Here is a 14,889-nt window from a genome sequence, read left to right as displayed (position 1 = left end):
TTGAAAAGTTTGTTTTATTTTTCAATGGCGATGTCAATGACATCCTCCATTCTGTTGACGTAATGTACCTGTAGATTTTTTAAATAATCTTTTTTGATCTCTTCTACGTCTTTTCTGTTGGCTTCACAAAGAATTACCTCTTTGATTCCGGCTCTGGTAGCAGCTAAAAGTTTCTCTTTGATTCCTCCTACGGGAAGTACTTTCCCTCTTAAGGTGATTTCCCCTGTCATAGCAAGATGTGGTTTTACCTTTTTGTTTTTAAAAGAAGAAACCATTGAAGTTAGCATGGCTATACCTGCAGAAGGTCCGTCTTTAGGAGTTGCCCCTTCCGGAACATGGACGTGGATGTTCTTTTTATCCAGTTCTTCCTGCGGTATTCCCAACTCATCATGTCTTGCTTTGATGTACTCTAAAGCAATTGTCGCAGACTCCTTCATTACCGTTCCAAGGTTACCCGTCATGGTTAAACTGCCTTTTCCATTACTTAAAATACTTTCAATATAAAGGATATCACCTCCTACACTTGTCCAGGCAAGGCCTGTTACAACACCAGGCACTCCAGTTATTTCAGATAAGCTTTTAGGTCTTGGAACACCAAGTATTTCGTCTACTTTTTCAAGAGATATCTTAGAATCATACTCTTTTTCCAAAGCAGTCTGAAGCGCCACCCATCTTGCTATAGAAGCAATTCTTTTCTCTAAAGTTCTTACTCCGCTTTCTGAAGTATGGGCTTCTATAATATGTTTCAGTTCAGGATTCCCCAGTTTAAATGACTTCGTATCCAAACCATTTTCCTCCTGTTGTTTTTTGATTAAATGTCTCTTCGCAATCTCAATTTTTTCCTCTAAAGTATATCCTGCAATCTGGATGATTTCAGTTCTGTCCAAAAGAGGAGTTTGTATCGTCGAAAGTGAATTGGCCGTTGCAATAAACATTACTTTTGATAAGTCATACCCCATTTCAAGGAAGTTGTCATAGAAAGACTTATTTTGTTCAGGATCAAGAACTTCAAGCAATGCTGAGCTGGGATCGCCGTGAAGGCCCTGTGCTATCTTATCAATCTCATCCAGAACAATAACCGGATTGGATGTACCTGATTTTTTGATAGACTGTAAGATTCTTCCGGCCATCGCTCCGATATACGTTTTTCTGTGTCCTCGGATCTCACTCTCATCGTGAAGGCCTCCCAAAGATAGTCTTACATATTTTCTTCCTAGAGCATCAGCAATAGACTTACCCAGAGACGTTTTACCTACTCCGGGAGGCCCTACCAACAAGAGGATAGGAGATTTCATATTATTTTTTAATTTTAAAACAGCCATGTGTTCCAAAATTCTTTTCTTAATATCTTCCAGTCCGAAGTGAGCTTTATCTAAAACTTTTTCAGCTTTTGCGATATCAAAAATATCTTTAGTATATGTTTCCCATGGAAGATCCGTGAAGAAATCCAGGTAATTTCTCTGTACATTATAATCCGGAGAGTTAGGATTTTGGCGCTGTAGTCTGCTGATTTCCTTTTGGAAATGGTCTTCTACTTCCTGGCTCCATTTTTTATCCTTCGCTTTGTTAATAAGATCTTCAACATCACTTTCAGGGCCTCCGCCAAGTTCATCCTGAATTGTTCTGATCTGTTGATTCAGAAAATATTCTCTCTGCTGCTTATCAAGATCCTTAGAAGTTTTCTGATGGATCTGGTTTCGGAGTTCCAGCTTTCTAAAGTCCTCATGCATCATCTCATAGCAGTTATTAGCTCTTTCCATGAGGCTTTTCTCCTCAAGAAGCTTTTGTTTCGCTTCCGATGAGAAATTGGCATTGGTGCAGATGAAGTTCAGAAGATCATCATTATTATTGATGTTCTTGATCGCGAAGTTGGCTGCATTAGGAATATTAGGGTCCAGCTCAATAATCTTTAAAGCAAGATCTTTAATGTTTTCCAGCAGTGCTTCATATTCGTCCTGATTTTTAGGTCTGCTATCTTTTAATTTTGATATTTCTGCTCTGAAATAGGGCTGGGTTTCAATGATTTTTTTTATCTTGAACCTATGGAACCCCTTCGTGATTGCAGTAATGTTTCCTTCAGGTAACTTGATGATCTTAATGATCTTAGCAAGTGTTCCGGTAGTGTAAATGTCTTTTTCAGAAGGCTGCTCCATGTCCGAATTTTTCTGGCTTACAATTCCAATAAAATCGCCATTTTTCTGAGCTTCCTCAAGAAGTTGTATTGATGTTTTTCTTCCCGCAGTAATAGGAATCACTACATTAGGGAACATTACCATATTTCTTACAGGAAGTATAGGGAATATTTTCTGTTCGGAATTTTTATCAGTCTCCGAGAAGTCCGAAAGATTGATTTCCTCAGCTACGATATCAAATCCGTCGCTGATCATTTCTTCTAAACTAATATCTTCAAATTCTGTCATAATCAATCAAATGACAAATTGTCATTTTCGTTTTTAATCGTTAAAGTGATTTTCTATAAATATACCCTGAAAACGTGTGGCATATTATGATGTTTTAAAATGCACAATACTTATGCCATTTGTTTTTTGGTAAAAAATACGGTCAAAATTTCCTTTTTTAAATAATCTTTACGAATAAAAATTAAAATAAAGAACTTCTGCTTCTGTAATTTCTTAAAAATGTGTATTTTCGCAAACTGATAAAAAACTATAATTTATAAAATGGCAATTTTAGGACAGATTAGGAGTAAGCCTTGGCTTTTAATGGGAGTAATAGCCTTAGCGCTTTTAGCGTTTTTGGTGAACCCGGATAGTATCGATAAGGTTTTTGGTAAAAATCCTGACGTTTTAGGAAAAGTAAACGGTGAGAAAATCACCCGCGAAGAGTTCAATGATCAGCTTTTCGTGTTGCAGCAACAGGCTGATCAACAAGGGCGTCCGAAAAGCGGTCTTGAAGAGCAGGCTTGGCAGTTACTTGTACAATCTAAACTTATCAAGCAGCAGTTTGAGAAACTGGGCTTTGAAATGACTGATGACTATTTCTGGAGTCAGATCCAGTATGATCAGATGTTTGCTCAGAATCAGCAGTTCTTTGATGAGAAAGGTAACTTTAAAACTCAAGAGCTTAAAAAAGAAATTGAAACATTGCAAAACACCAATCCTCAGGGGTATACCCAATGGTTGAAGACGAGAAAGACTGTTGAGTACAGACTAATGGCAAGACAGGTGTTTACTAATATTTCAGCAGGGATTACTACAGGTAAGAAAGAGGCAGAAGAATTGATGAAGCAGAGAGATCAGCTTGCTGATATCGACTTTGTGAAAGTAGATTATGCTGCATATCTTCAGAAAACAAAAATCAATGTTACGACAGAAGATCTTGCAAATTACATAAAGAAGCATCCTGTAATGTTCAAAGCTGAACCTAGCAGAAATATTGGTATTGTATATTTCCCATCTAAACCTAGTGCAGCAGACGATGCAGCAGCGTTGAAAGAAATTACAAAACTATATTCAGGAGGTACAGATGCGAGCGGAGGTTCAGAAAATTTCCAGAATACGAAAAATGATTCAATGTTTGTAATGGCAAACTCTGATATGCCATTCAATGCTCAGTATATGAAGCCTACTCAATTGCCGGCGGCTATACAAGGTCAGATTGCTACCGCAGCGGTAGGGCAGACTTTTGGTCCCTATAAAGAACAGGATTTCTATGTAGTGTCTAAGCTTGTAGGTAAAAAAACTTCAGATTCTACATTATCCAGACATATCCTTATTGCTTTCAAGGGAAGCCCTGCAGGAGAAGGAGTAACAAGATCTAAAGAGCAGGCTAAGAAATTGGCAGACTCTATCGGAGCTATTGTAAAAGCAACTCCGGCTAAATTTACAGAATTCCTTAAGCTTTCCAATGATCCAAATTCTGCGGCACAGGGAGGTAGTCTAGGTTGGACAACTCCAGAAACGCCATTCGTTCCGGAATTCCTTACTTACCTTGCAAACAACCCTAAAGGTGCTACAGGGGTAGTAGAAACACAGTTCGGTTATCATATCATCAATATTGAAGATAAGAAATCTGGATCTATGGGCTATAAAGTTGCTAACCTTGTGAAGGCAATTAAACCTTCAGATGCTACAGAAGCTGACGTAGATAGAAAATCAAGAAAATTCATTCAGCAAATTCAAGGGAAATCTTTCAATGATTTCGTGAATATTGCTAAAAAAGATAATTATCAGTTCTCTAATCCAAAAGCAGCAAAAAGATTTGAAGGCCAGCTTCAGGGCTTAGGTACTGAAAAAGATGCAGAGATCTTAGGATGGGCTTTTGATAAGAAAAGATCAAAAGGTGATACAGAACTTTTCACTGTAGAAGGTACAGGAGATAAAATTGTGGTATACCTGAACGGAAAACAAGACGCTGGTCTTGCTGATCCGGAATCTGTGAGAGATCAAATTGAAGCTATTGTTAAAAATAAATTGGCAGCAAAACAGATTTCTGATAAAATTGCAGCAGCAAAAGCTTCTAACCTGGATCAGGTAGCTAAATTATTTGCAGCTACAAAACAAAGTGCTCAGGTAAACTTACTAAACCCTTCGGTAGCTGGAGCTATGGAGCCTAAAGTTGCCGGTGCAGCATTTGGTGTTGCAAAAGGTAAACTTTCTAATCCGGTTGAAGGTGGAACAGGAGTGTATGTTCTGATCAAGAAATCAGAAACAGTAAACAAACAACCTGGGGATCTTAAACAGTTTACAGAGTCTATTACTCAAAGAAATGCTGGAATGTTCGGCCAGGCTTGGATGAAGAGTCTTCAGGACAATGCAGATATTCAGGATTACAGAATTGAAATCTGGAATAAAATTGGAAATCAGCAGCAATAAGAAATTCATTTTTATTGATATAAAAAAGCGACAAAATTATTTGTCGCTTTTTTTTGTATTTAACGCAGAGCAATAAGGCAAAGGATTTATTTAAAATGTGTTATATTTGCTTATTAGAAAAAAATTAGCAAGTGAAATTCAGTAAAGAATTAAAAGCGGGTGTGATTGCACTTCTGGCTGTTGTTGGCTTTGTGTTGTTGTTTCAGTTTATGAAGGGGAAAAGCCTTTTTACAACCGATAATATATTTTATGCAAAATATGATAACGTAGAAGGCTTGGCACAGTCTTCGGCAGTTTCTATTAATGGTCTTAAGGTAGGGCAGGTAGATAAAATCATTCCCAGGACCGCAAAAGATGGAAAAATTAGTTTTGTTGTAAAGATTACTATCGATAACAAATTCGAATTTTCAAAAAACTCAACTCTGGAAATTTTTGAACCCGGATTAATGTCTGGTAAAGAAATGAGAGTAAACCTTTTATATGGAGGAGATACCGCAAAAGATGGTGATACGCTTAAAGGTGCTTTCAAGCTGGGAATGATAGGAAGTCTTTCTACTCAGGTAGGCCCGGTTAAAGATCAGCTGCAGGGTGTACTTTACAAAGTAGACTCTTTGATGGCGAATGCCAATCAGATTGTAGATGGACAGAACAGAGCCGAAATCAGAGCTTTATTAATCAATCTTAATAAAACAGTAGGAGCATTACAGACTACGGCAGGTAATGTAAACAGCCTGGTGGGGCACAATGATCCTAAACTTCAGAAAGTATTGGATGACGCTAGTCTTACTATGCAGAGCGGAAAAGTTACGTTGGATAAATACGGAAATCTTGCACAGAGCATTGATACCAAGCAGTTGAATGCAACGATAGCAAATCTTGATGCTACTGTAGGAAAACTAAATCAGGTAATCGGAGGAATAGATAAAGGAGAAGGTAGTTTAGGTAAACTGATGAAAGATGATCAGCTTTACAATAATCTTAATTCAGCTTCTTCTAATCTGAATACACTGATTGAAGACATGAAAGCAAACCCTAAGAGATACATTAATTTCTCAGTTTTCGGTAAAAACAATAAAGACTAATACTCCCTATGCAGTACATCGATAATATTATTTTCCTGATTTTATTAGTGGCCGGATTTGGACTATTTGGCAAAAGCCTGCTGAAGATCTACAGAAATATCAGGCTGGGCCACGAAATCAAAAGAAACGACAGAAAATCTGAACGCTGGAATACCATGGCACGAGTGGCTATGGGGCAGAGTAAGATGGTAAAACGTCCTGTTGCCGGGATTCTGCACATCTTTGTATATGTAGGTTTTGTTATTATCAATATTGAACTTGTTGAAATTATTGTTGATGGTGTATTTGGAACACACCGTTTCCTGGCTTCAGTGTTTGGAAATGGCTTTTACAGCTTCTTTACAGCGACATTAGAGATCCTTGCACTTCTTGTTGTAATCGGTGTAGTTGTATTTTTCATCAGAAGAAACTTCTATGGTGTTAAAAGGCTTACCATGAAGGAACTTTTCGGATGGCCAAAACATGATGCTAACTGGATTCTTATCATAGAATTTGCCCTGATGATGGCTTTCTTTAAAATGAATGCCGCTGACTGGGTTTTACAGCAAAGAGGACTTCTTCCGGAACATGGAAGCTTCCCGATTAGCTCTATGGTTATGGGGCCTGTTTTTAATAATTTTAGTGATGGCTTTTTATTCTTTACAGAAAAAGGAGCTTGGTGGTTCCACTTTGTAGGAATCCTTTTCTTCATGAACTATCTTTATTACTCAAAACATTTACATATTATCCTTGCATTTCCAAGTACATGGTATGCTAACCTTGATAAAAAAGGAAAATTCAATAACCTTGATTCTGTAACAAAAGAAATCAAATTAATGATGGATCCTAACGCAGATCCTTATGCAGCTCCGGCTGAGGGAGCTGAAGCAGATATTCCTTCCAAATTTGGAGCTGAAGATATATTCGATTTGAATCAGGTACAGCTGCTGAATGCCTATTCATGTACAGAATGTGGACGCTGTACTTCCGTTTGCCCTGCTAATATCACGGGGAAAAAACTTTCACCAAGACTGATTCTGATGAAAACAAGAGACAGGCTGGAAGAAGTGGGAAGAAATATTGATAAAAATGGAAAATTTGTTGACGACGGTAAAAAGTTGTTAAACGATTATATCACAAAAGAAGAACTTTGGGCTTGTACCACGTGTAATGCATGTACAGATGCTTGTCCGGTATTGCTGGATCCGCTTTCCATTATTTTTGAAATGAGAAGATTCCTTGTAATGGAACAGTCTGCTGCTCCACAGGAACTGAATCTGATGATGACCAATGTGGAAAACAATGCAGCACCTTGGCAGTATAACCAGGCGGACCGTCTGAACTGGGCAAATGATTAATAGATGTACCAGTGTATCAATTTAAAAATTGACCAATAGATTGTTACATTGATATATTGTTAGATTGTTACATTATTTAATTTTAAAGAAATGGATTTCAATATAAAAACAATGGCAGAATATGCTGCCGAAGGAAAAGCACCAGAAGTTTTATTTTGGGTTGGATGTGCAGGAAGTTTCGATGACCGTGCTAAAAAAATTACAAAAGCATTTTGCAAGATATTAAATAAAATAGGTGTTGAATTTGCCGTTTTAGGACAGGAAGAAAGCTGTACCGGGGATCCTGCAAAAAGAGCCGGAAACGAGTTTGTATTCCAGATGATGGCGCTTACCAACATTGAAGTTCTTAATGCCTATGAAGTAAAGAAAATTGTAACGGCGTGCCCGCATTGCTTCAATACCCTGAAAAATGAATATCCAAGCCTGGGTGGACACTTTGATGTAGTACACCATACTCAATTCCTTAAAACCCTTATGGAAGAAGGAAGGCTGAAGATTGAAGGAGGAGCATTCAAAGGAAAGAAAATTACTTTCCACGATCCTTGCTATCTGGGACGTGCCAACGATGAATATGAAGCACCAAGGCTTCTACTTGAAAAGCTGGATGCAGAACTTGTAGAAATGAAACGTTGCAAAACCAATGGACTTTGCTGTGGAGCAGGAGGTGCTCAGATGTTTAAAGAACCTGAAAAAGGTAACAAAGACATCAATATTGAAAGAACAGAAGAAGCTCTGTCTTTTGAGCCTAAAGTAATTGCAACCGGATGCCCTTTCTGTAATACAATGATGACTGACGGTGTAAAACACTTTAATAAAAATACTGAAGTTGCCGTAAAAGACATTGTAGAACTTCTTGCTGAGGCAGAAGATTTATAGATATAATCTTTACCGGCTATGAAATTAAAATGGGGTCTCTCCTTTCTGTTTGTAATATCGATACTTATATTTCTTACACTCTGGAACTATAAAAACAGGGTATATGACTGGGATATGCCCGGCTATCTTGGATGTTTATATACGTCTGAGTTTCCGGATTCACCAGATAAAGTTCGCATCATTACTTATAATGAAATAAAAAAGGAAGCCCCTGAAGAACATTATACAGACGTTATCGGAATAAAGCCCTGGGATATCCCAAGACAGTATTTCGTGAAAAATACACAATCTTTTACAGAACAATTACCTTATTTTCAGATAAAAGTAGGGTATATTCTTGTTATTACCCTCTTTTATAAGCTTGGGCTTACTTCTCCTATGGCTGTCTTATTTACCAGCCTTATTTCTTATTTTATTTCAGGACTGCTATTATTTTATATCCTAAAGCTTCTGTTTCCAAAGAAATACTGGCTTGCTGCCATAATAACGGTTGCTGCCATGCTTTTGCCTCCAATGACTTATATGTCAAGAGTCTCAACACCGGATATGTTTATTTTTCAGTTTATGCTGCTCTTTATCATTGGTCTGATAAAACATTGGAGCAAATGGGGAATGTTTATGCTGCTCTTTATGATCACTTTCATTCGTCCGGATTATATTACATTCACGCTTACCTATATTGTGGCTGTTTTCTTCTTTCGGTATTTTAAAGAAAAGAAATTTGATATTTCCTTTATTATCCAGGGAGGAATTCTGTTGCTGATGTATCTGGCCATCATCAAATTTTATCACTATCCAGGCTGGAAAGATGTATTTTATGATACTTTTATAGATAGGAGACCTATTATCTCAAGTCATCCGATAAATGTCAGCTTAAAAGATTATTTGGAAATTATTTACATCAAAATTATTTATTTTAAAAAGGTGACCCTATCTGTTTCCATTATGATTGCAGTTATCTTTTGGAAGTCTAAAGACGCGTGGGTAAGAATGATTTCGGTTCTTCTACTTGTAAATCTCTATATTAAGTTCTTTTTCTTTCCGCAGTCGGCAGCACTAAGATTTTTCTTCCCGTTTATTTTTCCGCTTTTTATGATGATGCTTTATGTTCTGAGCAAAAAATACAATGATCTTAAACTCAAGAAAATTGCGTAATTTTATCCTTTAAATTGACAGGATATGAAAATCGACGAATCTAGTATTGTAGAAACTAACGACTACAGAGTCATTATATACCCGGCTTCAAGGCCTTTTGAAACAAAAGAAGCGAAAACGATCACCGAAAAACTGTTCGATTTCCTTTCTACCTGGGCTGCCCATGGAAAACCCCTTTCTTCCTCATTCAAAATTGAAAAGAACCAGTTTATTGTGGTTTGTGTAGATGAAGAAAAAGAAATGGCTTCCGGATGCAGTATTGATGCTTTAGGCAAAATAATGAGAGAAATAGATGAAGAATATCAGCTAGGACTTTTTGACAGGATGAAGGCCAGTTTTGTAGAAAATGGTGAAGTAAAAACGTTGAAACTGATAGACTTTAAGACGAAACTTAGAAATAACGAAATTTCAAAAGACATTCAGGTTTTCGATTTTTCAAAAAACACCTATCTGGACTTCCTTAGCCACTTCCTTCTTCCTTTAGAGAAAAGCTGGGCAGCTGCTATAAAATAAATACTGTTAAGCTCAAAATACTTATAAATCATAAAGTGGAAACCTGTTTTCCACTTTTTTGTTTTAATGTATCTTTGTACAGATTCGAATAAGAGCTAATGCCTAAAGTACTTTTTTTAACAACTTCCCACAGCTATAATGATGACCGGATTTTCTATCATCAGGCGAAGACTCTGAAAGAAAGAGGATATGAGGTGAAAATATGCAGCTTATATGCTGACTTTAATGGTACAATTGATGGCATTGGGATCGAATCTTATGCTGTGATCGAAGGAAGTATAAACAGGAAAGTAGAAACGTTTCAGAACGTTTGCGAAACATTTCAGCCAGATTGTATTATATGCTCTGAGCCTTTGGCAGTAGTAGCCTCAAAGAAATGGGTGAAGGAAAAGAAGATCAGCTGTATCTATGATATTACAGAATGGTATCCTTCAATGTCTATGCTGAGAGAATATACATTTCCTGCAAAAATTGTTCATGCAGCAAAGTTTTTTCTTATTCAGTTGTATGCAGGTATTGTAAGTACTCATTTTATCTTTGGAGAATCCACCAAAAAGTTTCCTTTAGCCTATCTGTTTTGGTGGAAAAGACAAATGATTCTTCCTTACTATCCGGATCCTGTTTATATAAAAGAAAGTATTAAAGAACCAAGACCTTGTACTATCACACTTTGTTATACAGGGCAGATTTCAAAAGATAAGGGGATCGGGAATTTCTTTAAAGCTATAGATGTCATTCATCAGAAAGCACCTGATCTTAAAGTCCGGGTGCTCATTATCGGATCAGCAAAGTATGATGGTGATAAAATTTATTTTTCGTCACTACTTGCAAAACATTCTTTTGCTGATATTGAGATCAGGAAACCCAGCTCTTTCGAGCAGTTTACTGAAGTTTTTGCCGACGCCGACCTTTGTTTTGACCTTCGGGAGATTAATTTTGAAAATAATCATTCCCTGCCTATAAAGCTGTTTTATTTTATGGGCGCAGGGAAACCGGTTATTTACTCAAATTTGAAAGGAATTCGGAGGCATATGGGAACCCTTTTATTTGGAGAACTGGTAGACCCGAAGGATGCAGATTCTATTGCTGAAAAAGTGATCAATTATGCCGGCAATCCTGAATTGTACCATTCCCATGCTGTCAAGGCCCGAAAAATGTTTAATGAAAAATATAACTGGAGGACAATTAGTGGCTCCTTTGTTGATTTTGTTAAAAGATCTATCGATAAATAACCATCATGCAGCTTACCATTATTAAAACCTTCGTTTCCCGTTTTCTCATCCTGATTCTAAGTTTCGGGCTGGTTATTTTTTCTACCAATATGTGGGGCAGCGAGGGGAAGGGAACTATTTCTATAGTGGTTGCCAACGCAGCAGCGGTAAGCTTCTTCAGCAGTATTTTTTCAGGAAGCAGTACCTCTTATTTTGCCTCAAGGTTTAAAATTGAAAAGATATTGCTGTATGCATATATCTGGTCGCTTTTCATCGGACTATTGGTCCCTTTTTTATTTAGTCTGGCTTCCATTCAGAGTGGCTACCTTGTATACCTTATTGGGATTTCGGTATTCTCTTCATTGCTGTCAACGAATATAAGCTTGTTTATTGGTACACAGAATATTAAGAGATTCAATGTTTATACTGTCTTGCAGCAGGTAATACATATTCTATTTATAGGATTGCTGGTTTTCATTTTTAATAAAAAGGATGTTTCAGCCTATTTTCTTGCACAGATAGGATGCCTGGCTCTATTGTTTTTCACCAGTTTTTTTCAGATTATTAAAAAATGCAATATTTCAGAAATTTCCTTTTGCAGGGAAGTTGCCCGGAATATGTTTGAATATGGCTGGAAAACTCAGTTAAGCGCATTTGTACAGTTCCTGAATTACAGACTTTCATTTTATTTTTTAGAACACTTTGAAGGTATTGCAAGTGTAGGGATTTTTTCCATCGGGGTTACCTTTTCAGAAGCGATCTGGACCATTACACGAAGTATTGCCGTCGTTTTATATTCTGACGTAGTCAATAGTAAAAGTAATGAAGAATCTGTGGAAAAAACCAAATCTTCACTCAAACTTACTGTCATTCTGATGATAGGCTTTGTTTTGGGGATCATTATTATTCCTTCTCAGGTATATGAAATGATCTTTGGAAGAGAGTTCAGAGATACCAAAGAAATAATGCTTCTCTTGTCTCCGGGGATTTTTGCTATTGCTGTAAGTGATATGGTAGGCCATTATTTCTCTGGAATCAGAGAACTTAAAATACTCAATGTAAAATCAATAGTAGGCCTTGTTGTTACCGTCGTTTTTTCTTTTATAGCCATACCGAAATGGGGGATTTTGGGAGCGTGCCTGGCCACAACATCTTCTTACCTGGTTTCGGCATTTTTGTTATTCCAGAAATTCTACAGTACCGTTTCGTTTCGTATAAAGGACTTTATGATTTCAAAAGAAGAAATAGAAATTTTTAAAACTAAGTTTTTAAAGAAATAGCTGTTTTTACTGCCATTAAATCATCATGAATTGATGTTAAATAAAGTCATTTCCTTATTTTTACAAACCTATTAAGTCTTATCTATGTGCGGAATCAGCGGTTACTATTCATTTCATAAAAGTATTTCCTCTAAAAATATTCTGGAGATGAATCAGGCCATCAGACATCGTGGCCCTGATGATGAAGGCTTCTGGCTTTACAATAAAGGTAAGGGAGTTTCTTTTTCCGGAAATGATTCCACACAAGAAATTAAAAAATATTTTCCTGTCTTAAATTCAGATGAAGCTGAAATTGCTTTGGGATTCAGGAGGTTAGCTATTGTTGATCTTTCTGAAAAAGGCCATCAACCTATGCTTTCTGAAAACAGGGAAATCATTATTACTTTTAATGGAGAAATTTATAACTTCAGAAAAATAAGAAAAGAACTGGAAGTGCTGGGATATTCTTTTGGAAGTAGTTCCGATACAGAAGTTATCCTTAAAGCTTATCAGGAATGGGGAAATTCTGCATTTGCAAAGCTGGACGGGATGTTTGCTATCTGTATTATTGACCTTATTCAACAGAAGCTGATCCTGGTAAGGGATAGAGTAGGAATGAAGCCTCTTTTTTATTACCAATGCGGAGAGGGCTTGGTTTGGGCCTCTGAAATAAAAGCCCTTTTGAAAAATGAATTTGTAAAGGCAGAAGTCAACTGGGATGGAGTATATACCAACTTTCTTTTTCAGACAACACTTGCTCCCTATACCTGCTTTAAAAATATATTGTCTCTGGAACCTGCGCATTTTATGACGGTTGATTTGAAAGATAAGACCATTACCAAAGAAAGATTCTGGAGTTTCCCTCAGAAATTGACGAGAATTATTTCAGAAGAAGAAGCGGTAAAAAAAGTGGATGAATTATTGTCTGAAAGCATATGCGAACAATTGTATGCAGATGTTCCGGTTGCTGTGATGATGAGCGGAGGTATTGACTCTACGTTAATCGCTTCAAAATCCAAACCCTTCGGCGAGGATATTAACACTTATACCATCTCATATCCTTTTTCGGAAGAAGAAGTTGAAAAAGCCACTTTGGCAGCAAGTCATTTTGGAGTATCTCATCAGGTAAAAGTGATCAGTGATGAAGAGGCCCTGGATCAGCTAAAAGAAAACATTCAGCATTTTGAAGAACCTTACAGCAGTTTTGAAGTACTCATTAATGCTGCAAGATATGCGCACGATAAAGAATTTAAGGTTGTTTTAAGCGGAAACGGTGCTGACGAGCTTTTTGCGGGTTATTCTCATACCCTGAAGCTGAAAAGATGGCTTACGATGAGAAACTTTAACTTTATAAGCCCTTTTATTTTTACAAAAGATCAATTTTCACAAAGGGTTAAAAACTATTTTTCTCAGGACGATATGTTCGACTTTTTTCGCCAGAGCCAGATAAGCATGATGCCCATTCAGGTTAAAAATGTTCTGAAGCCTGAAATTTTTAATAAGATTAATACTGATCTTTCAGCCTATCACCTTTCAGAAGCAAAAAGCTACCATGGATATTTTGAATATGATATGAAGTATTCCCTGTCTTCACACCATGTTTTCAGAGATGATCTGAGTGCTATGAAATATGGGGTAGAATTTCGCTATCCCTATTTAAGCAACGGCCTTATAGATTATATAGCGGCTTTACCAGAAGGGCTAAGGTTCAATGGTGCTCAGAATAAACCATTATTAAGAAAAACCGCGGAAAAATATCTTCCTTCAGAGGTTTTAAATATGCCTAAGAAAGGTTTCTCTTTTCCGGTACATTATTTCCTTAAAAATGAAAAAAGAGTCAGGGATTTCATTGCTGAAAATTTAGAAAGTTTAGAGAAGAGGAATTTTTTCAACGGAGAAGTGATAGAGGAGTGGTGGAATCATCAGAAAAATGAATATGACTGGGTGAAAATATGGCAACTGGTGACTTTTGAACTTTGGTATCAGAAATATTTTGAGAAATAAAGAAGCAGCCTAAAGATTAATATTTTACCTTTGTATTATGATGAGATATTTTTTGGGGATACTTGTTGTGTTTTTTGCACTTATAAGTTGTAAAAGTGATGATGATTCTTTGCAGAGAATTGATCAGATCATGAATATTTATGTGAAAAACAGTGCTGGTCAGGATTTGTTGAACGCTAAAAAAACAGGTTCTTTTACCGGCTATTCTGTAAACGATATTTTTGGAAATAATGATGTTTCACCTGTTAGTCTTCCTCTTAGGATGACAAGCGATTCTATATTCTACATGGAATATATTGGGGGAGCCAAAAGGTTAAGACAGGATTCGATAAGCCCTGAAAATCCGGGAACGGGAACTCTTTATCATTCCAAAATGCTCATTACTTTTACAAAAAGTACCAATGTAAGCGATAATGTTACCGGTATTCTGGAAATTCAGTATCGTAATACGCCCACTTTATTTCAGGTTTCAAAGGTATTATATGACGGAAATGCAGTGTTTTCCAAAGATGCTGATCAACCTAATTCGATAAATAACGTTACTATCACAAAATAATTTTAAATTTGTACAATTGTTAGCTTGATTGTAAGCTAAACATCTAATATTTAACATCTAA

The 14,889-nt window shown here is 36.7% G+C and carries 11 protein-coding genes; 10 read left to right on the top strand and 1 reads right to left on the bottom strand.

Going from position 1 to position 14,889, the window contains the following annotated elements; all coding sequences use genetic code 11:
* Positions 1-14 precede the first annotated feature (14 nt).
* Complete coding sequence (gene lon, locus LF887_RS22365) at positions 15-2,420, bottom strand: endopeptidase La (RefSeq protein WP_236856455.1); 2,406 nt, start codon at positions 2,418-2,420, stop codon at positions 15-17.
* A gap of 261 nt (positions 2,421-2,681) precedes the next feature.
* On the opposite strand from lon, the gene LF887_RS22360 reads away from it, so the two are divergent.
* From LF887_RS22360 to LF887_RS22315, 10 genes are all read left to right on the top strand, one after another.
* Positions 2,682-4,835, top strand: coding sequence for a peptidylprolyl isomerase (locus LF887_RS22360; protein ID WP_236856454.1), 2,154 nt, complete (start codon positions 2,682-2,684; stop codon positions 4,833-4,835).
* Between the two features lie 131 nt (positions 4,836-4,966).
* The gene (locus tag LF887_RS22355) at positions 4,967-5,917 is read left to right on the top strand and encodes an MlaD family protein (protein WP_236856453.1); all 951 of its coding nucleotides are present in this window, start codon (positions 4,967-4,969) and stop codon (positions 5,915-5,917) included.
* A gap of 8 nt (positions 5,918-5,925) precedes the next feature.
* On the top strand, positions 5,926-7,254 hold the full coding sequence (locus tag LF887_RS22350) for a (Fe-S)-binding protein (protein ID WP_236856452.1): 1,329 nt from the start codon (positions 5,926-5,928) through the stop codon (positions 7,252-7,254).
* 90 nt (positions 7,255-7,344) lie between these two features.
* Complete coding sequence (locus tag LF887_RS22345) at positions 7,345-8,130, top strand: (Fe-S)-binding protein (RefSeq protein WP_103232354.1); 786 nt, start codon at positions 7,345-7,347, stop codon at positions 8,128-8,130.
* Positions 8,131-8,148: 18 nt separating this feature from the next.
* Positions 8,149-9,285 (top strand): hypothetical protein, encoded by a 1,137-nt coding sequence (locus LF887_RS22340; RefSeq protein WP_236856451.1) that lies wholly within the window; start codon positions 8,149-8,151, stop codon positions 9,283-9,285.
* 24 nt (positions 9,286-9,309) lie between these two features.
* Entirely contained in the window at positions 9,310-9,798 is a 489-nt protein-coding gene (locus tag LF887_RS22335; protein WP_236856450.1) for a hypothetical protein, read from the top strand.
* A gap of 98 nt (positions 9,799-9,896) precedes the next feature.
* The gene (locus LF887_RS22330; protein ID WP_236856449.1) at positions 9,897-11,030 is read left to right on the top strand and encodes a glycosyltransferase; all 1,134 of its coding nucleotides are present in this window, start codon (positions 9,897-9,899) and stop codon (positions 11,028-11,030) included.
* Between the two features lie 5 nt (positions 11,031-11,035).
* Positions 11,036-12,289: a lipopolysaccharide biosynthesis protein gene (locus LF887_RS22325; protein WP_236856448.1), complete on the top strand. Its 1,254-nt coding sequence runs from the start codon at positions 11,036-11,038 to the stop codon at positions 12,287-12,289.
* 84 nt (positions 12,290-12,373) lie between these two features.
* Complete coding sequence (asnB, locus tag LF887_RS22320) at positions 12,374-14,272, top strand: asparagine synthase (glutamine-hydrolyzing) (protein WP_262912494.1); 1,899 nt, start codon at positions 12,374-12,376, stop codon at positions 14,270-14,272.
* A gap of 37 nt (positions 14,273-14,309) precedes the next feature.
* Complete coding sequence (locus LF887_RS22315; protein WP_236856446.1) at positions 14,310-14,828, top strand: hypothetical protein; 519 nt, start codon at positions 14,310-14,312, stop codon at positions 14,826-14,828.
* Positions 14,829-14,889: the final 61 nt, after the last annotated feature.

The organism is Chryseobacterium sp. MEBOG06 (assembly GCF_021869765.1).
Taxonomy (GTDB): domain Bacteria; phylum Bacteroidota; class Bacteroidia; order Flavobacteriales; family Weeksellaceae; genus Chryseobacterium.
This window is presented reverse-complemented; position numbering and strand designations above follow the sequence as displayed.